The organism is Thermogutta sp. (assembly GCF_039793925.1).
GTDB lineage: Bacteria > Planctomycetota > Planctomycetia > Pirellulales > Thermoguttaceae > Thermogutta.
Map to the genome: position 1 here is coordinate 57,653 of NZ_JBAMME010000316.1, position 26,061 is coordinate 83,713.

Sequence of the window (26,061 nt, forward strand, 5' to 3'; positions counted from 1 at the left end):
TTGGTGCACCGTGTCCCACAAAGCGGACGGGTCCACCACGGCCAAGTGATTCACGACGACTCGCTCGGACTTTCATCGAAGGCAGGCGCCGGCTGGGACGCAATGGCCTCCGTGAGCGGATAGCAGTAATGCTTGGCGTACACGTGAGCCTCGGCCTCACCCAGGTCCCACCCCAGCACCCAGTGCAGATAGGCGATCACCACCGTGGGGGAACGATTCATCCCGGCGGTGCAATGGACAAAGACTTTGTGGCCGCTCTGGAGCAACCGTCGTAACACTTCCACAACCTCCGGTAGCCGGGCCCGGAGGTGGTCGTAATCGAAGTCGCGGATTGGTTCCCGTAGCTCCTTAATCCCTGCCCGGCGATACGCCATCTCAATAGCCGACCGTTGAATATCACGAGAGGCGATATCCTCGTCAGTCTGGAGGTTCAGCACGGCCGTGACCCCTGCCCGCTTCAGGGATTCCACGTCGTTGTAATCAACCGGAGACGAACCCACAAACAGATTGTCCAGAATTTGATCGATCACCATAGGTTTTAATGCGCCAGGCCAAAAAAGGAGGGTTTTGAAGGCTTCCCAAACGGCTCACCATAAGGGGTTACGAGCGAGCACCCTTTGCTCTCAGGTATTCCATAGAGAGAGTTCCCCTCACCCCATAATAGATAATGGGTGGAAAATGGTCCACTGTGGCGGCTGTGGGCGCGCCCACCATCTTTCCATGTTGCTTGGGGCCTCTGGGATGGCCTTCCGGACGCACGTGTGTTGATTCAACGGACGTTGAGTTATTTTGAGTTTCATCCTTGGCGGACGAACACTCTTGATTATCGGGGCAAAGAATTGGCGATGAGAACGAGTGCGGTAACCCGAGGCCCAAAAATATCAATGGGCAGGTGAAGGGGGCGGAGAACTTCTGATGTAAAAACCAGTGAGGCCGTTTCGGAACCGCCCGCTGACTAGGTGAGAGTCTCTGACCCGCCGAGGATCTTTTCGCTTTCCAAACGGCCCTGCCATACGGGGGTGAACAACTACTCTCGTCTCCAAAGAAAAGGAGAGGGCCTAAAATTTACCCTTTTCTGCATCTTTCAAACTTGCGAAAAGGCGGTAACAGTGAAGCCCAAGCGGGTACTCTATGGTGCCCATAGGGCAACCAATCTTGCAACCGCGGAAGTTATATACTCTCTATGAAGTAATAGTCATTCCGTGTCCAGCGACCTGCGCACGAGCACCACCAGCGTACAATCGTCCCCCGTACTTGACCGGGGCCGAAATACATCATGCAAGTTCTCGTAAATAGCCTTTTCTACCACATCCTTTGGCAAGGTTCGAGTCCAGTCGAAGAGCTTTGTGAAAACCGGAGCTACTTTGCCATTCTTCTCGTTAATCAGCAAATTCTCTATACCATCGGTGAAGAGGGCAAATGCACGTGGGAGAGGCTCTGTAGTGCCAGGTTGATGACGGAGTAAATGTACATGCTGAACGGAGTCGTCATCGGTAACGAAAAAAGTTTGATTCACGAACTCACCTTTTTGAGGCGCAGAAAGGATAGTTAATTCGTCATCCACTTGGGCCACCACTCCCCCGTCTCCGATGTGAAACATTATCCACTGACCAGCGGAATCTACGGCTAACGCGATGAGGGTGCACGCAAACTCGCGTAAATTCTCCCGTGCCTTTCGTGCTCGTCGGAGTAGAATACGGCGCAGCCTACCAACGAAACGCAGGCGTGCCTCAAGGGCATCCGCTGCCATCAACTCCTTGAATTCCTCAACAAGTGTTCTACTAGCCCACTTGACACTTAGTAGCGCACCCAGGTGACCAAACCGGGCCCCGCCCGCCCCGTCGGAGAGTGCTATGGCGAACACCTCGGGTGCTTCGGATGGCCGAACTTCAACTGCCCAGACATCCTCACACAATTTTCCTGTCTGCTCGTGAACAACCCCTGGCACGCTTGCTCCAGCGTACAGCCAAACATGGGACCGGCTCGCCGAACTCATAGTTCTGCCCAGCCCTTAATACCGTCAAGGTCCAGCGTAATCTTTTCACCCGGGCGAGATTGGGAAACGCGAACAACGGATTTAGACAGCCAGGCGAAAAACTCTCGAAAATTCAGTCCGCGAAGACGCAACGGGCGTCGCTTCTCAGAAAACATGGCGAGCACTGCCATGTCGGCATTTGGGCCAATGCCGATCGGAAAAACGACGAGGCGTCCTTCTCTTTCCAATTTGCGAACTTCTTCAGCCGCCTTGGGATGCTCCTCAGTCGTGGGTTGCCCGTCGGTCATCAAGACGAGCCATGGCTGGAAATAGTCAACCCCGGCTTGCTGATACTGGTGTTTCCTGTTCTGAAGAAGCATCAATGCCAGTAGCACACCACCACCAAGATCTGTCTGTCCAGACGCAGAGAGGATAGGTGGTTCTATTATTCGGTCTAAAGATTGAAAATCCAATTGAAGGACTGCCGAGTCAGAGAACGTCACAATGGCGACCTCAGCACTGAATCGAGCTATTGGGTCTTCTCGAAGACTGTCCAGAAAAAGCCGCACTCCCCGGTTGAGCTCCTCAATTGGCTCACCTGCCATGGATCCTGACACGTCCAAGCAAAGTGCAATGGGTACACGATGCGTTGGGTTTTCCAGTAAATCCTGAATCTGCACCACTAAGTCTCTGCTCATCTTTTTCCTCCCTTCATGGAATGGCAAATCCAAACTGCCACATTGTGCGGAGAAGAGCGTTAATTCCCAACCCGGCCATTATCGCACCACTGATCTAACTTGTCGCGCATACCTGTGCACTTGGTCAAATCCCCCTGGGATATGGGTCAGGACGTCAAGCTCATTAAAATGACTACCGACTTCACAGGCCTGCCGGAAACATCCTCTAAATCATTAGATTGGCAATCTGCTAGTTATCCTGGTCAATGGAACGCCCAATCACAGCACCGATGATCCCGCCCACTAACATCCCGACGGGCCCTCCAAAGCTTCCCACTATGGCTCCAACGATTCCCCCGCCAATCGTGTAGCCCCACCCCCCTTGTTTTTGTTTCTGAACAGATGGGCTAGTTCGTGGATGCCGAATTTTCTTTGGAACCTGCGATGCCGTAGGAAACTGCGATGGCGTACGCGGCCTTGACGCTATAGTTTGTGCAGGTTGTTTCTTCGTGCTGGGAGAATGCCCCAGCACAGCAGAGAGCATGAACTCGCGTTGAAGAATCAAATCTGTTTTGCCATCCGGCGGAAGCGGCTTGGGAACAATTGTGCCATTCTTTTCCGTGTAATAGTAGTTCTGGGGCAGAATATCGAGATCGAACCGCTTTAGCTGAGGACGCGGCCCTTTAAAGACGTTTTGCGGATTGTCCAGTATCTTCTTGTACTGCTCAAATAATCTTATCCATTCGTCAACCGTGACTCTTGGACAATTACGATAGTCCTTATGGAAAGAACGATAGAATGCCTCTTTCAACTTCGGACTTAGATGCGACCAACAGAATCGCCACGGACCCATGGCGATGTTTTCGGCCCTTCTTGTTTTAAAAGGATAAGGGAAATGCATTTTTCGGATATTATCTGCCCCATCCGTGCCACCTTGGTGACTGTATGGAGATTTACCCGGGACCATAATCATAAAAAGAAGCGTCGCCACGGCAAACAATTCATGCTCGAGCGTACGCAGAAATTGGCGAAAATCTTTGCCTTGAATCTCCGGAGCCACGAAATTGATTGAGCCTACCGGACACGGAAATCCCTCAACCTGATAGCTGTCGCAGTCCACGAAATACACTGTGTCTGGATCAACCACTAAGATGTTAAATGGATTAATGTCTCCTAGCAAAACGTTAATTGTATGGATATTCTTGATCTTTTTTAGTATGGTAAGAGCCAGTCGAACAGATTCCCGGCGAGTCCAACTAGGATGTTTCTGTAGCCATGCCTTCGGAATAAAAAGTCCTCGGGCAAGGGGCTCACCTCGGGCCTCCGGCATCAAGAATCCCCGAAAGACTCCGCCGGCATCGTAGACCGGCTCTGTCGGCCAACAAATGGTTGAGTCGGGTATTCGCCGCGTCGTCATTAACTCAACCTTATTCTTCTTTCCCACAGTCAGCTTTTGCTCGTGGTAGATCTTGCACACCAACCCGGTTTGATTTGTCTGAAAAACTGTTCCCTCACCGCCGGAAGCCAGTTCGGCGGCTAATTGAACCCTTGTGCCGTCTCGAGTCTGGACAAAGTCACCTGGCGAAAGGCGAATTTTGCAAACGAGCGGGGTTTCTAAGTCCGGGGCAAGGTCCTTTGGGAGTGCGAAGGGGGCAACACACCACCCATCCCCTGGGTCACGGCTTTGAAATGCGAAGGCATCTTGTGTGTCTCTCCAAATCTTAGGCGAAGTGGCACCCCGTGGGAAAAAGGCGACCAATAACGATGAGTTAGTTCGAAAACATGGAGATCGTTTTTTCCCATAAAGCCAATTTGCGAGCGCTCGATCATTCGTTAGGATAAGCAGATTAACACGACCTATGTGCTGCTCCACAACACGGGATAGGACCTGGTCCACCGTACAATGGGAGTCGCTGGGCTCTCCGCGAATGTCAATTAGCGATTGATTCCGATTCAGTAGCTCGAGGGTGTCGTTGATTCGGCTCACAAGCTCGCGTCTTTTCTGTCGCAAAATGATTAGCTCTTCTAATACCCTCTTCGGCACCAGAATAGGATTTGAAGATAAGATCTCCCGATATTGATCGATAAAGGATGCAAAGCCCTTTTGGAGTAGGAAGCTTGTATCGGCCAGAATCTTATGTGTTCGCAGCACACGTTTTAAGTCTTCCGGCTTTGTGTCATACATCACGCTAGCCCCTTGACGAATCGCCAAAAATGCGCTTTCAAGCCAGACGGACTCCCCAGTGATTTTGTTTTCGTATGGTAGAGAAGTCAACGGGGCAGAAAGGGTTTCCCTTTGGTGTGAATTGAAATGCGGGGATTACGGGTATGTCCGTCCGAGGGTTTTCGGGGGGACGCGTTTGTTACGCCCGGTCTGCGGTGACTGTCTAGCACAGCCACCTGATTATTTGCTTCTGCTGAACGGGTCCAGGTTTCCAATTCTTTGCCTGTCAGTTCAGCCACAATATTTGGCCACCCGGAGGAGTAGTCAGCGTGTGCAACAGTTTTGAAGTGTGGCCAATCAGATCACACGTTTTCGGGGATGATGTACGGCGGGCGGTACTCGCGTTTGATGAGCGAGTGGGCTTCGGCAGGTTCCACCGGAAGCTCTTTGTGAGGATCAAGGACGATCTTCACACCACCCAATCGAAGGCTGATATTCGCGTAGTGAATGAGAAGACCGCTGCGGTATCCTTCTTCCACGTCTGCATTGGGCAGTTTGCGCGACTTGATGCATTCAATGAAGTTGGCCTTGTGTTCTGGATCTGGGAATCGCCCATAACGCTGGGCCGTCACAACCGGTTGACGTGACTTCGGCCGTTCGAAGACCTGCCAACCGCCTCCGTGACGACCGACATACATGACACCCTCCGAACCGTAGATTTCGATGCGGGTGGCGCACTGCGGCCAGTAGGGAAACATGTCGCTGTTGCGGATTTCAGGATCAATTTTCAACATGTAGGGAGTGTAGAGGGTGAGTTCAAAGGTCACCAGGAGCCCGTCGTACTCATACACGGCGATCTGCGTATCCGGTGTCTCCGCAGCCCCCTCGCTATCGAACCTTCCGCCCACGGAGTACACCGTCTTCGGACAGCCAACGCCTAACAACCATCGGGCGAGGTCGATCTGATGGCTGGCATCGTTAGCAATATCGCCGCCAGAGTACCTCCAGAAATGATGCCAGTTGTACTGATAGTTGAAGTTGTATCGGGCTTCGGGGGCGGGGCCATTCCAGATGTCCCAATTGAGACCAGGCGGTGGATCAGTGTCAGGCTTCGGCGGGAAATTCCCCCAGAATTTTTGATTGTAAATCCGGCACAGGTGAATGCGTCCCAACTTTCCTGAACTGATGTACTCCTTTGCGTCAAAATTGTAGGGGGCGCTCCGATTCTGGGTGCCGATCTGGACCACACGCTGATATTTTCGAGCCGCCTCGACCATCTTGCGGGCTTCCCAGATGCTGTGGGACACCGGCTTTTCGACATAGACGTCCTTACCTGCCTGACACGCCCAAACTGTGCTCAACGCGTGCCAGTGATCCGGTGTGGCCGACACAACGGCATCCACACTCTTATCGTCCAGGGTCTTGCGGAGATCATCGACGATCTTGGGAGCCGTTCCCTGCGCCTGGGCCACTGTTTTGGCCAGGGCTTCGGCACGGGGTAAAAAGGGGTCACAGACATAGGCGATCCGGCAATCGCCCCGTTCCAGAAAGCCGCCGGCCAAAGCACTCCCACGACCTCCACAACCCACGATGGCGAGTACCACCCGTTCGTTGGCCGGAGTTTCGGCTACGGAGGTTGCTCGGGGAAGCAGTGTCCATCCTCCACTGGCGGTTGCTGCGGCACCATGGCGGAGAAATTCCCGGCGAGTGGTGCGTGAACTCACCTGATTTTTGCCAGTTTGTTCGGACGGCATAGCTCACCTCCCAATTGACTGAAAACGGCACACGCACAGATTTGCTTTTGCTTTGCGAAGATTTAAATTAATCCGAAAGCTTGATCTATTTTTTGCCGAGGGCACGCTGTTTTTGAAAGAAGCGACGAATGATCTCGCTACATTTATCCGCGAGAACGCCCGGAATGACCGTGCAGCGGTGGTTGAGCCGGGAATCCTCCAGGAGTTGATAGAGCGAGCGCACGGCACCGGCCTTGGGATCGTCTGCACCATAGACGACAGTAGGAATTCTGGCTTGCAGAATGGCGCCGGCACACATGGGACACGGCTCTATCGTGACATAGAGAGTGCATCCTTCCAGCCGCCAGGATCGCAGCGCCTCCGCGGCCTGGGTGATGGCTATCATCTCGGCATGAGCTGTGGGATCCCGCAGCCGTTCCCTTTGGTTGTGGGCTGAAGCAATGACCCGGTTTTCATGAACGATCACCGCGCCGATGGGCACCTCGTCCTCTTCGAACGCCTGCTCGGCCTCGCGAAGAGCCAGCTCCATAAAGCGTTCGTGCGGGTTTATGTCCATAGGCGATCGCAATTCGAAGGGCAATCCCACTGGGAAACGTCCTGGTTGTTGGGGAGAAATCATCACAGGAAGACGCAAGTCGGTTTGTCAAACAGGAAGTCTAACGATCGATGATGCCCGCAGAGTTGCCTTGGTCCGTCGGGAATTATAAAGCAACATGGGGAGGGGTTCCACCGACCGGCGAACATCTTGTGCCTATTTTCGCCTCCAATGAACGATGGATGGGGAGGGTTGTGGAATGAATGGACGTTCCCATCTAAAATGGGGGAACGCCAGGGGCCAATTGGCAAGCAAAATCGGCGATGAGAATGCGAGGGACGGGAGAGCCCAGCACCTCATCAGGTTGGATGTCCGAAGATTGATCTTTTCAATTTGAGGGACGTTATGCGGTTCGCTATTTGCAATGAAACTTTTCAAGATCGGTCACTGGAAGATGGGTTTGCCCTCGCTGCTGACTGCGGTTATGAGGGCATCGAGATCGCGCCGTTTACGCTTGCTGAGCGGGTGACTGATCTGTCGTCGCAGCGGCGAACGGAAATCCGGCAGGCCATCGAAAAGGCGGGGCTCAAAACTGTGGGGCTCCACTGGCTGCTGGCCAAGACGGAAGGTTTTCATCTCACCTCTCCCGACGAAACAGTTCGCCAGCGAACCGCCGAATACCTCTGTGAACTTGCGCGATGCTGTGCCGATCTCGGCGGCACCATCCTGGTTTTTGGTTCGCCCCAGCAACGAAATGTTCTTGCCCACGTCACCCGGGCTAAAGCCGAAGACTACGCTGTGGAGGTCTTCGAAAAGCTGATTCCGGAATTGGAACGCACCAATACCATCCTCGCTCTGGAACCGTTGGGTATCCAGGAAACCAATTTCGTGAACACGGCGGAGGAGGCCGTCGCGATCATCAACAAATTAAAGTCGCCACACGTGCAATTGCACCTGGACTGCAAAGCGATGTGCAGCGAAGCGACGCCTATTCCCACTCTCTTGCGAATGTTCCGCGAGTATCTGGTCCACTTTCATGCGAACGATCCGAATCGCCTGGGTCCAGGCTTTGGTGAGCTCGATTTCGTGCCGATCTTTGAAGCTCTCCTTGATATCAGCTATCGGGGCTGGGTTTCGGTGGAAGTTTTTGATTACACACCTGGCCCGGAACGCATTGCTCGGGAAAGTCTCCAGTACATGCTCCGTTGTTTGGAGCAGGCGCAGCGGGTCCGTGCCGGGCAAGCATGACGGTTCGACGTAGTAATCGCCACTGGGGAAACGGCACCATCCTTCCGGTCACATTGGACGTTTGTCAAACCGGCACAGCCACGCGATCGATAATCGCCCGCTAAAGGATGTCACGTGGGCTACTGTGCCCCGTCAGGCTATTCGGCGGGTTTTTCACCGGGGCCAAGCAGACGCCCGGTCCGCTTGTCCCAGAGGATGGTGCGAGTGTTCATCCGGTGCTTACCGTGGCAGTCGGTGCACACGAGTTTATCTGGATTGGTGATCTCGCGGCAGCGCTTCAGATAGGTGGCCACCACTAGCTTGGCGGGCACGTTATGCGTGGGATGGCATTCCCGACAGGCGCGATCAATTTCCGATCGCGGGAACATGCGGTCCGGTGGGGTCGTGTTGTTTTCGTCGCTGCGGTGATCAAAACTTTCGCCGTGACACTTAACACACCCCACGCCAGCCCTGGCATGCCGCCGGCTCAGCGGTTCTTCCTCAAAATTGGCATGACAGACGAGGCAGGGCGAGTTGTCCGCCGCGGCAGGTTTGTTCTCGCTCGCAGCACGGTCCGAAGACGGTGTCGATCCACCTTCGGGAAGAAACACCATTCCGGAAAGGATTGGTGTACTCCATGCCAGGATCGCTCCCACCACGAGCGCCAGACTCGTCCCGTACGGCAGCTTAGGAAAGAACGGCTCCACTTTGCTCATGCCTCGGACCATGCAGTCACCTCCTCGGAGCAATTTCACACGATGTCAGCGTGTGACTATTGAAGCGGCTGCGGCTCAAAATCGTCCGGATTGACCCATCCGGCACGGAGTTTCTCCCCTTTCATAAAGCGTTCATAGAAATTGCGCGTTCGAGGGTCAACATAGGGGTACTGCTCGAACAGGGAGCCCTGTCCAAACATGCGGGGATCACCCTCTTCGCGGAGACGTTTTTCCATTTTCTCGGCCAGCCGGCGGGCGACCTCGGGAAAGTCCGCAATCCGGTTTGCGCTACAATCGGGATCTTCTTTAATGTTGTAGAGTTCCTCGCGGGGCCTTTTTCCAAAGCAGGCCTGCCACCACGAAACATTCCGACCTGCCCGCCGGGCGTGGAGGATTTCGGTCTTGGTTGGGCTGCCATCACAGTTGAGATAGCCGGTTTCCGGATTACCCGCGGGCCAGCGATCCGGTTCGAAGTTCCGCAGATACAGCCAGTCGCCATCCAGGATACCGCGAATCGGGTAGCCACCATCATGGGGACGTCCGACGTCGTGACGTTCCTTCCCCAGCAATACGAATGTCCTTTGGGGATCGACCTGACCGGACTGTTCACTGGTCAAGATGTTGACGAAACTCTTCCCGGTGATGGGAGCCATTCCCGACTGCGATGGTTCCACGCCCGCCAGTTCCAGGAACGTTGGTGCAAAATCAGCGAAACTGATGATGTCATCAACGACCCGACCGGGGCGAACAATGCCCTTTTTCCACATGATGGCCAGTGGCATATGGTTGGAAAGTTCGTAGCATTGGCCTTTGATACGGGGAAAAGGCATGCCGTTATCGGAGGTCACAATGACCACGGTGTTCTCGAGTTGGCCATTTTCCTCGAGAATTCGCAGCATCATTTGAAGATGTTTGTCGAAGTATTCCACCTCATAAGCATAGTCGAGCAAGTCGGTGCGGACCGTGTCGCTATCCGGCCAGTAGGAGGGAATCCAGTCCACATCGGTCAGCGGTTTGTTGGCCAATCGCGGGCCGCTCCCAAATTCATAGGCCCGGTGCGGTTCTGTGGATCCGTACCAGAAGAACCAGGGGCGGTCTTTAGGACAGGCGGAAAGGAAGTCGGCGAAATTCGCCGCATAATCATTCCGCGAGATGGCAGAAGTGGGCGGTTTGGTCGTATGGCGATCAAAGGACTGACCTGTCAGCAGCCGCGGCTGGCCATTGGCGTCCTTTGCCTGGCCGGGGCCCCATCCCTTGCCCGTTTTGCCCACAAAATACCCGTGCTCTTTAAGAACCTCGGTGAAAACCTTGAATTCCAAAGGAAACTCGCAATTGTGATTGCACGCCTCTTTAAGCTGCCATGAGTTTCGCCCTGTCAAAATGATGGACCGGCTGGGCGCACACTTGGCATTCGGGGTGTAAGCCCGGGTGAAGAGAATTCCTTCTTTTGCCACGCGATCAAAACCGGGCGTGTTCACCCAGCGGCAACCGTAAATACTCGCGTGGGGATAGGACCAGTCGTCGGCAATACAGAAAAGAATGTTCGGCCGCGGGTGTGGTACCTCTCCGGCAGTTGTAGCGGGGATGGCTAATCCGAAAGCAATCGCCAACCATCCGACACTCCGGTATGAACACCTGCGAACGCTCATGAGTGATCCTCCCCAGTAACCCGGAGCCTGATTGTGATTGACGGTGTGCGCAAGCAAGCCCGAAAAGCCGCACTTGCATGATAGTGTGCCGATCAAACTCTGACTACCCAGTGTTCCCCTCTTTTACTGGGGTGGGCTTTTTGCCCGCTTTTTGGAGAAGACGTTGCTGGATGGTCGTGAAAAATGGTTGGTGGGGGTCGAGCTTGATAGCCTGCTCGATGGCCCCAATGGCCTCGTCAATACGGCCAACGGCCTCCAGGGCTTCTGCCAGAAGCTGAAAATTGACGGCAACAGGCTGGAGCTTCACAACCTTTTCCGCCAGCGGTACGGCTTGCTCGGTTTTTCGCTGGGCATCTATGTACAGTCTGGCCAGCATTGCCAGTGGGAGGGGATTTTCCGGAAAACGATGGACCGCCTCTTGAAGGATCGCTTCCGTTTTATCGAAGTCGCGCCGACCACCGTAGCAAGTTGCCAGACCGACGTAAATCTGCAGGTTATCTGGTTCCGCACGAAGCCACTCTTCGAGCGCTTTTTCCATCTGCGAATAACGCTTCTGCTCTTGGTAAAAGGCGACCAGCGCTCGGTGAGCCTCGTGACAGTTGGGATCGAGGGCGATGGCCCGACGCAGATAAATCTCCGTGCGAATGAAATCGCGATACACGTAATACATTTTGGCCGCTTTGGTTTCGAGCAAGGCCACATCCGTCAGCAGTTTTTCGATGTCTGGAGGAGTCAAGTTAGCTCGGGTTGATTGTTTGATCGGCTGTTTTGAGACTATCGCGTTTTCTGCCTGTTCGAGATACCTCTGCGCCTGGTCGGAATTCCCTTGCGCGGCGGCCAAATCGGCGCGGAGTTGGGCCAGTTCTGGGTCAACAAGATGACTGGGGATGGCTTCCAGTAACTTTTCCGCCTCGGCGTACTGCCCCAATCGTAAAAGGATCTTTACCCGAAGTTTCTGAACTTTAAGCGAGGGATTCGGGTTGAGGGAAGCATACTCCTCGAGGACGGCGACCGCCTCTTCGTCTTTTCCCTGGGCGCTCAACGCGTCGACCAGGTGAAGATATCCGAACTCTTGTTTGGGTGCCAGTTCCACAGCTGATCGTGCCAGGCGGACAATCTCGTCATAATCCTTGCGTTTAGTCGCTAGTTGGATGAGGGCCTCGTAAGCATCGAGAAAGCGGTTGTCCATGGCAAGGACTTTCCGCCAGGTTTGTTCTGCCTCACTGTCCTGGTTTGTCAGCATTTGCCAAGCGGCCAGGATGGCCTGCGCCAGGGGGCTTTCCGGATAGCGCTGCACTGCCGAGGTGGCCACCATTTCGGCCTCCTCGAGAAGGGCTTCCCGACTTTTCGCCACGGAGGCGGGAAACTCATCCTCGGTGGGTGGAGCAATTCTTCCGTGAGATTCCGATGGTGATGCTGCGGCGGCCAGCATGGTCTCCCGTGGCGAGAGGACTCCCTCTCCAAGTGGCATTGGCGGAGCAGAGCTTGGCTGCTTCGTCATATTCCGGACCTGTGCCGTTTGTCCGGGTAAAGCGGACGGTTTGGGAAGTGTTTCTTCGCTGCCTGTGCTCCTGTGCGAGGTGGAGCCCACCGACAGCCACCCGGGCAGCATCCCGAGTGCAAAAAGAAGAAGGAGAAAGGCCACCGGATATCGCATTGTGGATGAGGAATCGGAACGCGCGGCTGTCATGGTGCGCCCAGGTCTCAACGAGGTCAGCGACGTCGGCTATCGCTTTGATTGCCAAGGTAAACGAGGCCCGTACGGAGCCCGATTTTCCTCCATCGATTTTAATCGAAAGTGCGAACCGGAACAGCTTTTCCTCCTTGTTCCGCCGAGACGTAGGCGCTGTAAATGGTAGAAATAGCGTCGGCGGCCAGTCGGCTATCGCTTTCCAGAGGTTCGCCGTAGGCAATGGTCCGATAAAAGGCTTCGATCTCCTGCGGGTAACCGGTCATCCAGTCTTCGTCCGGAGAAGTGAACGCCCACCCCTGTTTCGTACCGATCTTTTCCACGACATAGATATCCTTGAAATACTCTTCGCGTGGATTGTACGTCAACATTGCAGTGTTGGGGTTGATATTGCAGATGGTGCGATGGTTGTTGGCACAGACCTCCAGCCAGTTATGAACCCCACCCAGCACGATATCGGAGGCGAACACGGTGGCGATCATTCCGTCATCGAACTCAACGTGGATCATTGAAAAATCGTCGATGTCGTAGTAATCGCACCGAATGTGGCCCATGTCCACAAAGGTGGGCAGTCGAGTGATGGCGTGCGTCCGTGCGGAGACTGTTTTTGGTCGGATTGGCCGCCCCAACCGCGTGCGGCCTTCCACACGTTTTAAGTAAAGCGCGGCTGTTAGGGGATGGCATCCCTTGCCAATGAGGACACCGCCACCGCAGAATTTCCAAAAGGCATATTCTTCGGAGTGGGAACCGCTGTGCGCTTCCTCCCCGTGAATCCAAAGAATCTGCCCCTTGGTTTTTTCCAGGATTTCCCGTTCCTTTTGAATTGAGGGGGCGTACACCCAATTTTCCGCATACAGCAGCCGTCCTCGGCTGGCGGCTTCGGCTTCCAGAATTCGCTCCACACTGGCCAGTGCCGCATCAAGTGCCACCTGTTTGGGGAATCGATCTCCATGGAAATCGGGTGAACCGTCCCCGAAATAACCCGTCAGGGGCTTTTCGCAGATGACGAATTTGTCCCGTTTGAGCGCAGCTATAGAGAACGGTTCATGCGTAACGGGGGGCGTGCAAATGTGCACTGCTTCCACCTCATCGAGGAGCGCTTCGAGCGACGGGAACGCACGAATCCCCCGCGCGGCGGCGAATTGTTCGGCAGCCGTCTGATTCCGGGAGTACACGCCGACCACTTTCACATCTGTGCCGTAAACCTTCTGAATGGAGTGGAAATGAAAGGTCGCTGAAAAACCGGATCCCACAATACCGGCGCGGACGGTTTTCTTTTCTGGGGAAGGGGTTGCGTGTTCGATCTGCGTCATGGCTTTGGAAAATCTCTACCAGAATCCTCATCGATCAAATCCACAAGAGTTCGAGAAAACTCAGTTTACAGGTGACATCCTAAATGTACCAGCTTGGCGTGGTACAAGACTCGCCCAAGGTCCAATGGGGCGAAGTTTGGCGAATTGCAGATTATCGGCATTTGGGAGGCTGGTCGTCGAGTTGCGGGCCGTGGAGCCAAACGTCGTCAGAAGAACCGCCCCAGCGTGCTGTTGACCAGAAAACACGCTGTCAACCCCATCAGAATCGGCAACACAACAGCCACGATCGTCCATTTGGTGCTGCCCGTTTCCTTGTAGATCGTATAGATGGTTGTCGAGCACGGGTTGTGCATGAGGCTGAAGAGCATGAGACAGAGGGCGGTGACCGGGGTCCAGCCTGCTTCCTGGAAAATACGAGCCGTAAGGGTCAGATCTTCGGGCTCAAACAAGACACCAGCCTGGGCATGGATACCACCTGCACCCGTCAACAGAACCGTAAGCATGAGGACGGTTGGGATGACAATCTCATTGGCTGGGATGGCTACCACATACGCGAGCAGGATTACCCCGTTCAAGCCCACCAAGCGGCCGAAGGGATCGAGCCATCTGACGATATGAGCCGCGAGTGTGTCGCCCCCAATCCATATGTTGGCGACGGCCCAGGTGGCCATTCCAGCGGGAAAAGCGAACACTACGGCGCGCCAGAGTACGATGAGGGTCCGATCGATCAACGACGTGTAAAGCGTTTGCAGGATCTGCGGGGGTCGATAAGGGGGAAGTTCCAGATGGAAGGTGGAGACCTCTCCCCGGAGAACGGTTCTGGTCAAAAGCCATGACACCACGAAGGTCATGATAATTCCCAGAAGGGCTACACCCACCACGCCAGCAGCCGCAACCACGCCGGAAAGATAGGGGGGGACCAGGCTGCCCAGAAATATGGTGGCCAGCAGGATTTGCGTGGGCCAGCGACCGTTACAGAGTGAAAAGTTGTTGGTGAGAATGGCCACCAGCCGTTCCCGAGGACTGTCAATAATGCGGCAGGCCACGACTCCTGCGGCATTGCAGCCGAAGCCCATGGTCATTGTGAGCGCCTGCTTGCCGTGGGCGCCTGCCCAGCGGAAAAAGCGATCCAGATTGAACGCCACCCGCGGTAAGTAGCCGAGGTCTTCCAACAGGGTGAAAAGGGGGAAGAAGATGGCCATCGGGGGGAGCATCACGCTCACAACCCAGGCTGTCGCGAGAAGTCCTCCGTCCACCAAAAGGCCGGTCAGCCACCAGGGTGCGCCCGCAATGACGAAAAGCCCCCGGATGGTCGGATAGAGGGTTTCCACCAGCAGCCAGTTCAATAGCGCAGAAGGGTAATTTGCCCCCTGGACAGTAATCCAGATCACGATGAGGAACAACCCCACCATGATGGGATAGCCGAACAGGGGGCTGGTGAGGATGCGGTCCAGCTTTTCCTCCCAGCGCCCTTTTTGCGCTTCGGTGTACCGGACCACGCGGTCAGCGATTTCCGCCGCTGCCGCGTAAATTGTCTCCACCAGCGTTTGGTGGAAATCCATGCCGATTTGCCAGCGAAGCGAGGAGGCCGTCTCGATAATTTGATCGCGGAGGGTTTCGGCGCACTGATCTGCCGGACGTGCCGTGCCCGTGTGAGAAACATGGATTGAGTCATCAAGCAGCGTTTCCCGTTCGCCCAGTTCCCCGAGCATCCCGGACCTCACGGCTTCGGTGACTTTGGGATCGCCGTCCAAGAGCCGGAGCGCCACCCAATTGGCGTTCGTCAGTCCGGGGAAAGCCTCCAGGAGGAGCTGGCCGAGCTGATCGACCGCCGCTTTCAAACTGGGGGCCTCGCCGCCGACGCGTCGGGGATGGCAAGTCCGCTCACCATGGGCCACTTGGGCAACGACCTTTACCAACTCTTCGATGCCCTGCCCAAACCGTGCCGCGGCGGGGACGACGGGGACCCCCAATTCACGTTCTAACGCAGGCACATCGATAAAAATTCCGTGGCGTCGGGCCTCGTCCATGAGGTTGAGACAGATCACAGCCCGGTCAGTGATTTCTAGAACCTGGAGGGCAAGGTTCAGATTGCGCTCCAGTCGCGTAGCATCCACCACGATGATGGTCACGTCCGGCCGCCCGAAAAGAAGGAAGTCCCGTGCCACCTCCTCGTCGTAACTGGTGGCCATCAGGGAGTATGTGCCGGGCAAATCCACCAACTTGAAGCGTTTACCCTGGAAGGTGAAAAAACCCTCGGCCCGGGTTACAGTTTTGCCGGGCCAGTTGCCCGTGTGCTGGTGCAGACCGGTCAGCGCGTTGAAGACAGTGCTCTTCCCTGTATTTGGGTTGCCCGCCAGCGCGACGACAAAGTCTGCCTGGCCGCGTTCCACCTGCAGGAGCGCGGCACCTGCCACGCTTCCTGCCGGACAAAGCTGACAGCTATCACATTGCCGCGGTAATATCTTCATGGCAATTGTTTCTGAATAGGCTGCAAAGATGTCGTGGAGGCCCTCGCACTAACCGGCTCGATGTCGATCAATTGGGCCTGATCTCGGCGCAGGGCGATGAGCGTGTTCCGGACTCGGTAAGCTGTCGGATCCCCGCTGGGACTGCGAAGTTCTGCAACCACTCGGGTTCCCGGTACGAAACCCAGGTCCAGCAGCCGCCGTCGCTGGAGTCCGCGACATTGGGGTGAAATCCCTTTCACAACCCCAACTTCTCCCACCTGGAGGTCCGCGAGCGTCGCCCGGGGCTGTTCCCACGGTTAGGACGCGGTGTAGGGGGCCGCTTTGACCCAGAGATTGGCGGAAGCTTCGGGCGACAGGCGGATCGTCTGCCCCCGGTGGCGGACGGTCACTCCATCCTGCCGAATTTTTTCCACCCGGAGGGGTGTTCCCAGGTGCAGGTCGTGCGCGAGAAGCTCCTGGTAGGCAGCGAGGGGCTCGTCTTCGATGTGGCAGACTTGCACCACATCACCTGGCTTGCTTTCCGAAATGGGTGTTCCTTCCCGCTGGACGATCTCTCCCGTTTCTGTGGGGATGGGGTCCCCATGCGGATCGAACCGCGGAAAGCCCAGTTGGGCGGCAAGCGAGTTGGCCATCTCTGGTGTGGTAGTATGCTCCAGGCGGTGGGCCGCAGTGTGCCACTCTTCGGGTGCCAGCCCGGTTTGCTCGGCGAGATAATGTTCCCACAACCGGTGCAGTCGGACGATGCGGAGGGCCTCCTGCCGCCCCTCTGGAGTGAGCCGCAAATAGGTGTCCCCCTCTCGCTCCGGCTCCAGGTAACCTATTTCCCGTAGTCGGCCCACGAAGCTGGGGAGACTCTTCGCCGGAATATCAATCGCGGACGCCAGCTCCTCTGCCGTTGCCGGTTGTCCCGTTTCTTCCCTTTCGTGGATGAATTTCAACGCGTCTTCAAAGAGGACTCGCCGCTTCCATCGCGTGCGGATCGGCCACAGCCACTCAGAAAGCCAAGTTATTCCGCGAAAGCCGTGAGCCATGTCTTTTTATCCCGCAACGATAGATACACGTGCGCAGCGCCGCAAGCTCTTTGTGTCAATAAAAGCCCGGCGAGACCCGACAAGGTTAATCATAATCCAAATGCACCGCCCGCTCTTTCCCCTTCGCCAAAGCCGCTGAGCTTTCCATTACGGTGAGTTCAACTCGCTTGGCCTTATCCCATAATCATATGCGATCAGCCGTTGCTGGGCGATTTTTTCGTGGGTCGTTTTACAATGATTTACTCCCTTTGTGGCGGTTGTTCTCGGGACGTGCATACGACAGGGAGCGCTCCGCGGACCTGTGTAGCAAGGGCCAGAAACTTGTCTGCTGATGTGACGAACAACGTACGGAATCCCTTCCCACCAAAGACACAGTTCGACGCGTACGGTACGGCAATCGTTCCCAGCGACCGCCCCTTCTCGGTGTAGACTTTGATCCCGGCCTTTCCGCAGGCGACATATAAGTTTCCCCACTCATCCATTGTCATTCCATCGGGATGAGCGCCCAGATCAATCCATTTCTCCACTTCGCCCAGTTTTCCAGGCCCAATCACCGGGTACCGATAAATGATTCCCGCCGCGTTGTCCGCCAGATAAAGGTAACTATTGGCTGGATCCAACAGGATGCCGTTCGGCCGGACACAGACTTCGGAAACGCGCGTAACCTCTCCCTGCGGGCTGACGTAATAAACCGCTTCTTTCATCAGCGACGGTTGGCCCCGATGATGGTAGTTGGGATCGGTGAAGTAGAAACCATCCTGCACATCGACCGTGAGGTCATTCGGTTCGTTAAAAGGTGTTCCTTGATAGTTTGATACCACAATGCGCTTTTTCTTGGTTGCTACATCGAACGCCACGACTCTACGGGCAGCTCCTTCACACACCAAAAGTTCGCCTTTGCTGTTGAACATCATGCCATTGGCGTCGGTGCTGTCATTAACGAAGAGCTCCACGCCCTTACCCACCCGATAAACGTAAATCGAGTCATTTTTTCCATCCGAGAAATAAACGTTTCCTTCGGCATCGGCGGCGGGTCCTTCACAGAAGCCATAGCCGGTTCCCAGGACAATGGGTTCGGTTCCCGGCGGCACGATGTCCTCCACACTTTGCGGCATCTTCTTCGCTTCCGAATTGGCTAGATCATCGTCCGCATAGGCAGCAGCCGAGCCGCAGACGACCGAAATCATCCACAGGACACTCAAGCAGTCGATGAAAGGAAAACGCAACTTCATCGTGCTCACCTTTCGTGCTCGAGGCATCTCCTTTGTTACCGTCCAGCGCAGCATGATTTTCGGCGATAACCGTCAGGATGATTCTTGAACCACCGCCAGGCGGTCTCCACAATTGCGTCGATTTCTGTGTACTCGGGAATCCAGTTCAGCTCCCGGCGGATTTTGCTAGCATCCGCGTAAAGGATGGCAGGATCGCCCGGCCTCCTGGGACCATATTCCACCGGGATCTTTCGGCCGGTGACTCGCTCCACAGACTGGAGGACTTCCTTCACAGAATATCCGCGGCCGATGCCCAGATTATAAATGAGCCGCGATCCGGCCCGGAGTGCCTCCATCACCACGATGTGGGCACGGCAGAGGTCTTCCACATGGATGTAGTCCCGAATACATGTGCCGTCCGGTGTTGGGTAATCAGTCCCGAACACGACGAATTGGGGGCGTTTTCCCAGAGCCGTAAGCAGGAGGGAGGGAATCAAATGGGTTTCTGGATCGTGATCCTCACCCAGACTGCCATCGCGGGCTGCCCCCGCCACGTTGAAGTAGCGGAGTGCCGCATAAGAAAACGTTGGCCGACTGGTTGCGTAATCGGCCAGAATTTTTTCTACAAAGAGTTTGGAGCGTCCATAAGGATTGATAGGCTCCTGGGGTGTTTCCTCCACGATCGGAACCACCTTCGGTTCGCCATATGTGGCGCAGGTGGAGCTGAACACCATCTTCTCGACACCCGCTGCCTCCATCGCTCGCAACAGAGACACCGTTTGCGCCACGTTGTTGTCGTAATAAGCGAGAGGATGCTCGACGGACTCACCCACATATGCGAGTGCAGCAAAATGCATGACGCACTCGATATGGTGGCGCCCGAAAACCTGTTTGAGGTCCTCGGTGTTGGCCAGAGGCATTTCATAAAAGGGAATCGTGGGGGGAACGGCTTCGCGGTGTCCCCTGCTGAGATTGTCCACCACAACCACGGTGTGACCGGCTTCGGCAAGGAGCTTCACAGCGTGTGAACCAATATATCCCGCACCACCAACGACAAGCACGTTCATTAAAAATCACTCCCGATCACCAGGCATTCGGCCCTGCACTCAAAAGTGTCACCCCGGAGTCGGACTGCGGCGTCCGACCCTAGGCCGCAAAAAGTTTAATCTACGGCATGAAATGCTTGACGCAAAGGTCTCATCAACGGCACAATGGAGGCCGAACGCCATGCTAATAACGTGGGTTCTCGTTCGGCTTCCAGGTTCCGGGTGTCAAAGGAGGGGCGGGCCATGCGCGGCAGACTCGCTCGCCACACTTGGGTAGCGGCTTTTCTGGTGCCATTTCTGATCGGGTCACTGACATCGCCAGGGGACGACGTCCGAACAGAAAACGCGGCAGCCTCCCCAGGCGACGACGAAATTCCGGAGGTCACGCCTGCAGCGCCATTCACTCCTTTCGAGCGAGCGGCGCTTAAGCTGTGGTCGCGAGATATCGAGTTATACCGAAAATTCACCTGGGATCCCCCGGAAATCCAGAAGGATGCCGTGGAATTCATGCGAGCGGTGCAGCTCCAACTCCTTGGCCGGGCGCGGGGACGTAATCCCCGAGTCACTTGCGCCATGGCAGAACGTCTGTTTGAGAGGGGATGTCAAGATCCGCTAATCAGGAGTTATTATGTCATGGCGCTGATCCAGGAGGGCTCGCTGAGATCTCATCTATTCATTGCGAATGCCCTTGAGGCCTTCGACCAGATCTGCTACCCCGAGGAAGCGCGATGGCTCGTGCTCTACGCGGCGCTGCGTGTGAAGTCGCCCATTCTCTTACCTCTACCACCTCCAGCCGGTCGTAACATTGTTAGAAATTGGAACGAGGAACTTGTGCTGGCGGTCACCCGGCGGTTGTGTGATCCCACGCTGGAACCGTCAATGGTCCGCGTGGTGTTCGCCGAACTGCGATTCGCTTTCGGCGATAGCTTTCTTTCCGAAAACGTGAGTTTTGTGAAAAAGATTTACGACGAGTGCATGGCGGTCAAAGAAAGAATGGATCCTTGGTTACAACACATGATCACCGCCCTTTACTACATTGATCAAGGATGGTGGGTCCGGGGCACAAGTTTTGCCTCTCAGGTTCCGCCCAGCGTTTGGCCGATCTTCCACGACAAGATGGTGAAGGCGAAACAGGAGTTACTGGAAGCCTTCAAACTGCATCCGGATTGGTCCGAGCCTGCCGAGATCATGATTCAGGTAGCTACGACGGGCGAGACAGGGGACTCCGCGGACGAATGGTTTGAGAAAGCGGTAGCCTTGGAGCCAAACTACCTACGCAGTTACTCTTCGTACCTGTTGGCCTTGCGACCCCGTTGGGGTGGCAGCGTCGAAGAGATGTACCAACTGGCCATCCGCGCCGCGGACTACCGCAAGTACGACTCGCCGATACCGTTTTTCTTTTTAACGGCGATTGAAGCCATCGAGGAAGAGCTTCACCTCGCGAAAAACGAAGTAATCTACGAGGACCACCCCGTATGGCAAATGCCGGGGGTTTATGAGCGGGCGTGTGAGATTTTGGACGGGATGATCAACCATCCCAGTTGACAGGGGGAGGTTGTCCTGTATCCCACCCGCGACTCGCTCCTAACGACTAAGTTTTGTATTGCCTACCGGGCCGGTCATTTTGCGGAGGCTCGGCAAATTGCCGACCAACTCGGGGGAACCTTTTATGAGCCCGTGCTTCTTATGTGGTACCAACAACCCAGCCAGATTATTGCCGAAATGTACGCCCTCACGGGAAAAGGTGGGGATAAGATTAAAGCTGCTCACGAGATTCTCAAAGGACTCACGGCCCCGTATCCTGATGAAATTCTGAAAAAGGCCAAACTGCTTTTTGTACAGGCCTACGCAGCGGATGACCATCCTCAGTCCCGAGCTTATTGCACAGTTTGGATTCGCGAACTGGAGGGTCTCCTCGCGTTCGACGCCGGCGACTGGTGTCCCTTGCGATTTGACCCCACATTTGCCAGATGGTCGATCATCGGGGGTGTCTGGACCTATGAGGATGAGAACACCGCCGTCGTTCGGCAAGCATCTGAGTACCTCATGCCTCTCATCAGGCCGCGCGTCTCTCTGCCGTGGCCACTGGAGGTCGAATTCGAGGTTCAGACACATGAACGAAACCTTGATGTATGCTTCGGCCTCGTTGTTCCCAGAGAATTGACCGAGAATTTTAGCCGCAATAATGATGATCGTCTGTTGGTTTCACCACCCGATGAGATCTGGGTACGGGTGGGTAATAAGAATTACTGTGTCCCGGTGCCCCTGTTCAGGCTCAATCGGGTGAAGGTGCAGTTGGCGGACGGCTATGCGGCGATGTGGCTCAATGGTACGCTAGTATTTGAAATCCGTGATCCGGGGTTCCTCCCCACTCCCTACTTTGACCTAGGAGCGCCGCCACGGTTGCCCATGGATAGTGAGCGAGGGTGGGTGCGTTTTCGGAATGTGAGGGTACGGAAGTTTGCACCTCCCCAGCCCGATGAGGTCGCGGGTTCGCAGGCGATAAGTAGAGCACCCTAACCGACGTCGGTATCGGGTGCGTGGGGACCCGCCGAAGATCATGAGATCTGGTGACGGGGACTCCGGTCGAAGCCAGAGCGCGGACCGTCGGAGGTTTGCCATCAAGCTTGCTCAAGCACCTGGGATTGATGAAAACCCTGGCAACATCCGGTATTTCCGGTAAACCTTTGGAGGGGAAAGACGCCGGTGTCTGCCCGCCTCGGGCCGCGGAACCCCGTGTGCCTGCGGCGGTTACCGCAGGGCTGCGCGTGCTGCTCGCCTTAATTGCTCGATTTATCAGTGGGGCAAGTGTGCGCTGGGTGAACTGTCAGCCTGATACATGCCAGCGCGTCTATTTCGCCAACCACACGAGCCACCTTGATGCTGTCGTGATCTGGGCAGCGTTGCCTTCCCCCGTGCGCGCTGTGACCCGCCCGGTCGCCGCGAAGGACTACTGGGTGGCTAATTCGGTGCGTCGGTATCTGGCGTGTGAAGTCTTCAATGCTCTTCTCATCGATCGCCAAGAGATTAAGATCCACCACTCACCGGTGGCGGAAATTCTGGAAGCGATGGGCGACAAATACTCGGTGATCATCTTTCCGGAAGGTGGCCGAACTCTCGGGCCGGACGTGGCCCCCTTCAAAAGCGGGTTGTACTATTTGGCCAAACGTCGGCCGGATCTGGAGCTCGTGCCGGTCTATCTGGACAACATGAACCGCATCCTGCCGCGGGGCGAATTTCTTCCCGTCCCACTGCTTACGCGGGTCATTTTCGGCCCACCCATGTGGCTTGAAAGCGGGGAACCGAAGCAGGCCTTTTTGGAACGGGCCCGGCAGGCGGTCGTCCGGCTGCGCGACCTGTAAACCGGGAGTTCTTTTCCGCAGCGGCTTGGGGTAAGCAGGGGAGTCTTCTCTTCCCGATGTGCTTGTGTTCGCTTGACTCTTCTTGGGAGCCCGCGAAAAATGCCAACAGCGAGGCACAGAGCGGCCAGCGAATGCAGGCTGCTGATGCGGATTTGAGCGGATTTGGTAATTGGAATGACTGCGCAGGTAAAAACATGACTTCAGTTCCCCGATTGGCCCTTGGCACGCTGGATGGGGCGACAGACCCCTGGCCCCTGTTACGGGTCCTTCTTCGGGGATTTGCCGCTCGCAAGGTTCACGTGCAGACGTTCCTTTCCCGGGCAGCGTTCGGGGGATTTCAGGAGCTTCGGGCATGGTCGGGGGCCACGCCGCGGCATCTGGATAGCTGGCTCATGACCCCGGACCAGTGCCGTTCTTTTTTTCTTGAAGGGACAGAACGGGCGGATCTAGCGGTTGTACTCGGCCAATACTCCGCAGTGAATACAGCTCCACCGTGGACCGGAAACATCTGCCCGTCGCCTTTGCCGCCGCAGGCGCATCATAATCATACGGGCGAAAAGAGACAGGCGGACCTCTCGAGAAACAGACCTGGCAGGATGAGTAATTCCTGCTGCCTCCATGCACTCTCTCGATGCTCGCGAGGCGCCGGGGGAAATCTGGACGCACTCTGCGATTGGCTCGGTCTGTCAAAATTAGCGATCCTCAGTACTCGACAACTCGCCCAGCTCGTCGCCAACCGACGCAGTCTGCCGGTCGGATTAGAAGGTCTTTTCCTCACTGAGGGTGATCCCAGGGTTCCCCCTAGCCAGTATGTGGTGGACGTGGGAATCCTGTTGGGAGTGCCGCTTGTGGGGATAGTCTATCACGGGCATCCGAATCGACTTTCGACCGTGCTGGACAAATCCCGCTGCTGGGGCGACGGCGGACTAACCCTGTGGTGGGATTTCGGGTTATTCCAGCGGATTGTCGTGGCGAGTTCCGAAAAGCCCTTCCCTCAAGATCCCACGACGATTTGGGATTTCCGTGGTCGCCTCCAAGTGGCGATAGCCCGCGACGCGGTGTTCGGTTGTTACTTCCAGGAATCGCTGGAGCTACTGGAGCGGGCGGGGGCCAGAATCGTTGAGTTTTCCCCTCTCCGAGATGAGCGTATCCCACCAGAAACGGACGTGGTGTATCTAGGTTGCGGAGAGCCTCGGGAGCACGCTGCCCGCCTGGCCGAAAACCACTGTTTAAAAGTTTCCCTCCGGGATTTCGTCCGCCGGGGTGGCAGGGTCTATGCGGAAGGAGCCGGTGCGGCGTATCTTTGCGAGTGGATGGAGGTCAACACCGGTTGTTTCATTTCTGGAGCGGGTATCCTCCCGGCAGCGGGGAGGCGGCTGCCACGATTCGGGGAGCCACTGCCCGTGACAGTCACTCTTCGGTCGAGCACCTGGCTGGCAGAGGCGGGTACGGCGATACGCGGCTACCGGAATTCCCAGTGGTGGTTCGAGCCCGAGTCGGTTTCCACCGGTCTGGTAAAGGAGCCGGGTTTCGAGTACGACATCATCGGCAACGCCCAGGTGGTGGCTTCGATTGTGCACGTGGACTTTGCGGCCCAGCCCGCCTTACTCGCTCGCTTTTTCCAGAGAACTCCGGTGAGCGGTTCGGCGCCGTCCGGTACCACGCTTTTCGTCCGCTGATCGGGATTCGGCCACGCTCTGGCCCGGGCACGTGCTGGGTTTAATTGGCCCCAACCGGGGGCCAGGAAGGATGCTCTGGGGGCAGCGTGGAGGTTGGCCCCTGAATAGTCATCCGCCGCTGAATTTGATGAGGCTCACAGGGCGGTAACGGGCCAGACGTTCAGCTCCCTTGAGATCGGTCAGTTCGATGACGAAGGCACAGCCGACCACAACGCCTCCGGCCTTTTCGATAAGTCGGCAACACGCCTCCACGGTTCCCCCGGTTGCCAGGAGGTCATCCACCACGAGCACCCGCGTCCCCGGCTTAATGGCGTCCTTATGCATTTCCAGGGTGTCGGTTCCGTACTCCAAGCTGTAGGTGTGAGAGAAAGTTTCCGAGGGCAGTTTCCCCGGTTTGCGAATGGGGATCAGCCCCACATTCAGTTCCAGGGCAAGCGGGGCAGCGAAAAGGAAACCGCGAGCTTCGGCCGCTGCGATGGCTTCCACATCCCGGTCGCGGACCGCATCGGCGAGCTGGCGCACCGTCTCTCGCAAGGCTTCTGGAGAGGCGAGAAGCGGCGTGATGTCTCGGAAAATGATCCCCGGTTTGGGAAAATCAGGGATTGATCGGATGTAACTGGCGAGGTCAATTGTTTGTTGGCTGCTCATCGTGCCATGATCCTCCCGTTATTAAACCTCGTGCCTTTATTATGAAGGCTGCGTTTCCGCCTGTAAACGGGCAAGTGTCCGCAGATCATTGATCTGAATTAGCGGCTGGAGTGGCGTCCTCCGACCGATCGGCAAAACGCCTGAGCTGTCGGTACTGCTGGAGCTTTTTTCTCAGCGTGACTCGATGGATTCCCAGATGGCGCGCCGCGTGAATGTACTGCCCTCGATGAATTTCCAGAGCGGCTTCCAGAAGCACCGGTTCCAGAACCTGAAGAAACATTTCGTACAGTCGGCCTTCGAGGGTCGGATCGGCTACGGCTTGCTGTACCCATTTCCGCACACATTCGCGGAGCATTTCTTCCTGTAAGACATCTTGCTCGTTGCGCGCCAGCGAAGGTGGGAGGTGGTCGGCATGCAGCACGCCTCCCCGACTGACAATAAGAGCGTGTTCTAGGGCATGCCGTAACTCGCGTACATTTCCCCACCACGGGCGTGCCAGAAGTGCCTGGCGAAAATCCTCGGACCAGGCCGGGGGTGCCTTCCCGGATTGTGCGGCCAGCCGGCCGAGAAAGTACTTTGCCAGCGGGTCGATGTCTTCCTGGCGCTCCCGCAAGGGCGGCAGATGGATTTCAAATGTCACGAGCCGGTAAAACAGGTCGTGGCGGAAAGCGCCTTCCCTGACAAGTCTGCGTAAATCCTGGTGTGTGGCCGAAATGAGGCGAAAATCGACGTGCACCGGCTTGGTGCCGCCCACCGGGCAAAATTCGTGATATTCCAAAGCACGCAGGAGCTTGGCCTGAACGTTCAGTGGAATGTCGGCGACCTCATCGATAAACAGAGTGCCGCCGTTTGCCCGTTGGAGAAGCCCCACATGATTCGACTTGGCTCCGGTGAAAGCCCCGCGGACATGGCC

21 protein-coding genes and 1 pseudogene are annotated in these 26,061 nt (G+C 56.0%); 5 read left to right on the forward strand and 17 right to left on the reverse strand.

Annotation, left to right across the window (positions count from 1 at the left end):
• Positions 1–50 precede the first annotated feature (50 nt).
• The 6 genes from ABJK56_RS17285 to tadA form a co-directional block, all read right to left on the reverse strand.
• Entirely contained in the window at positions 51–533 is a 483-nt protein-coding gene (locus tag ABJK56_RS17285; protein WP_347245930.1) for a dual specificity protein phosphatase family protein, read from the reverse strand.
• A 662-nt stretch (positions 534–1,195) separates the two neighbouring features.
• On the reverse strand, positions 1,196–1,948 hold the full coding sequence (locus tag ABJK56_RS17290; RefSeq protein WP_347245931.1) for a PP2C family serine/threonine-protein phosphatase: 753 nt from the start codon (positions 1,946–1,948) through the stop codon (positions 1,196–1,198).
• A gap of 44 nt (positions 1,949–1,992) precedes the next feature.
• Entirely contained in the window at positions 1,993–2,673 is a 681-nt protein-coding gene (locus ABJK56_RS17295) for a VWA domain-containing protein (protein ID WP_347245932.1), read from the reverse strand.
• 229 nt (positions 2,674–2,902) lie between these two features.
• Positions 2,903–3,982, reverse strand: a complete 1,080-nt coding sequence (locus ABJK56_RS17300) for a hypothetical protein (RefSeq protein ID WP_347245933.1) — start codon at positions 3,980–3,982, stop codon at positions 2,903–2,905.
• Between the two features lie 1,196 nt (positions 3,983–5,178).
• Positions 5,179–6,570, reverse strand: a complete 1,392-nt coding sequence (locus tag ABJK56_RS17305; RefSeq protein WP_347245934.1) for a Gfo/Idh/MocA family oxidoreductase — start codon at positions 6,568–6,570, stop codon at positions 5,179–5,181.
• 85 nt (positions 6,571–6,655) lie between these two features.
• The gene (tadA, locus tag ABJK56_RS17310) at positions 6,656–7,126 is read right to left on the reverse strand and encodes a tRNA adenosine(34) deaminase TadA (RefSeq protein WP_347245950.1); all 471 of its coding nucleotides are present in this window, start codon (positions 7,124–7,126) and stop codon (positions 6,656–6,658) included.
• Positions 7,127–7,510: 384 nt separating this feature from the next.
• On the opposite strand from tadA, the gene ABJK56_RS17315 reads away from it, so the two are divergent.
• The gene (locus ABJK56_RS17315) at positions 7,511–8,353 is read left to right on the forward strand and encodes a sugar phosphate isomerase/epimerase family protein (RefSeq protein ID WP_347245935.1); all 843 of its coding nucleotides are present in this window, start codon (positions 7,511–7,513) and stop codon (positions 8,351–8,353) included.
• A 137-nt stretch (positions 8,354–8,490) separates the two neighbouring features.
• On the opposite strand, the gene ABJK56_RS17320 is transcribed toward ABJK56_RS17315, so the two are convergent.
• The 9 genes and pseudogenes from ABJK56_RS17320 to galE all read right to left on the reverse strand — a co-directional run bounded on the left by ABJK56_RS17320 (position 8,491) and on the right by galE (position 19,480).
• Positions 8,491–9,060 carry a cytochrome c3 family protein gene (locus tag ABJK56_RS17320; protein ID WP_347245936.1) on the reverse strand — a complete coding sequence of 190 codons (570 nt, stop codon included), beginning with the start codon at positions 9,058–9,060 and terminating at the stop codon, positions 8,491–8,493.
• Between the two features lie 44 nt (positions 9,061–9,104).
• Entirely contained in the window at positions 9,105–10,697 is a 1,593-nt protein-coding gene (locus ABJK56_RS17325) for a sulfatase (RefSeq protein WP_347245937.1), read from the reverse strand.
• A 103-nt stretch (positions 10,698–10,800) separates the two neighbouring features.
• Positions 10,801–12,198, reverse strand: a complete 1,398-nt coding sequence (locus ABJK56_RS17330) for a tetratricopeptide repeat protein (RefSeq protein WP_347245938.1) — start codon at positions 12,196–12,198, stop codon at positions 10,801–10,803.
• A gap of 287 nt (positions 12,199–12,485) precedes the next feature.
• Positions 12,486–13,700: a Gfo/Idh/MocA family oxidoreductase gene (locus ABJK56_RS17335; RefSeq protein WP_347245939.1), complete on the reverse strand. Its 1,215-nt coding sequence runs from the start codon at positions 13,698–13,700 to the stop codon at positions 12,486–12,488.
• Positions 13,701–13,906: 206 nt separating this feature from the next.
• On the reverse strand, positions 13,907–16,171 hold the full coding sequence (feoB, locus tag ABJK56_RS17340) for a ferrous iron transport protein B (RefSeq protein ID WP_347245940.1): 2,265 nt from the start codon (positions 16,169–16,171) through the stop codon (positions 13,907–13,909).
• Positions 16,168–16,434: pseudogene (locus ABJK56_RS17345) on the reverse strand (FeoA family protein); the annotation flags it as partial. The gene feoB and the pseudogene ABJK56_RS17345, both read right to left, overlap by 4 nt.
• 33 nt (positions 16,435–16,467) lie before the next feature.
• Complete coding sequence (locus ABJK56_RS17350) at positions 16,468–17,202, reverse strand: iron dependent repressor, metal binding and dimerization domain protein (protein WP_347245941.1); 735 nt, start codon at positions 17,200–17,202, stop codon at positions 16,468–16,470.
• Positions 17,203–17,441: 239 nt separating this feature from the next.
• Complete coding sequence (locus ABJK56_RS17355; protein WP_347245942.1) at positions 17,442–18,434, reverse strand: SMP-30/gluconolactonase/LRE family protein; 993 nt, start codon at positions 18,432–18,434, stop codon at positions 17,442–17,444.
• 35 nt (positions 18,435–18,469) lie between these two features.
• Complete coding sequence (gene galE / locus ABJK56_RS17360; RefSeq protein WP_347245943.1) at positions 18,470–19,480, reverse strand: UDP-glucose 4-epimerase GalE; 1,011 nt, start codon at positions 19,478–19,480, stop codon at positions 18,470–18,472.
• A 222-nt stretch (positions 19,481–19,702) separates the two neighbouring features.
• On the opposite strand from galE, the gene ABJK56_RS17365 reads away from it, so the two are divergent.
• From ABJK56_RS17365 to ABJK56_RS17380, 4 genes are all read left to right on the forward strand, one after another.
• Positions 19,703–21,004 (forward strand): hypothetical protein, encoded by a 1,302-nt coding sequence (locus tag ABJK56_RS17365; protein WP_347245944.1) that lies wholly within the window; start codon positions 19,703–19,705, stop codon positions 21,002–21,004.
• 141 nt (positions 21,005–21,145) lie between these two features.
• Complete coding sequence (locus ABJK56_RS17370) at positions 21,146–21,979, forward strand: hypothetical protein (protein WP_347245945.1); 834 nt, start codon at positions 21,146–21,148, stop codon at positions 21,977–21,979.
• 107 nt (positions 21,980–22,086) lie between these two features.
• Entirely contained in the window at positions 22,087–22,821 is a 735-nt protein-coding gene (locus ABJK56_RS17375) for a lysophospholipid acyltransferase family protein (protein WP_347245946.1), read from the forward strand.
• A gap of 194 nt (positions 22,822–23,015) precedes the next feature.
• Entirely contained in the window at positions 23,016–24,500 is a 1,485-nt protein-coding gene (locus ABJK56_RS17380) for a hypothetical protein (RefSeq protein WP_347245947.1), read from the forward strand.
• Positions 24,501–24,608: 108 nt separating this feature from the next.
• On the opposite strand, the gene ABJK56_RS17385 is transcribed toward ABJK56_RS17380, so the two are convergent.
• Positions 24,609–25,148, reverse strand: a complete 540-nt coding sequence (locus ABJK56_RS17385) for an adenine phosphoribosyltransferase (protein WP_347245948.1) — start codon at positions 25,146–25,148, stop codon at positions 24,609–24,611.
• Between the two features lie 85 nt (positions 25,149–25,233).
• A partial coding sequence (locus ABJK56_RS17390; protein ID WP_347245949.1) for a sigma 54-interacting transcriptional regulator occupies positions 25,234–26,061 on the reverse strand: 828 nt, incomplete at its 5' end.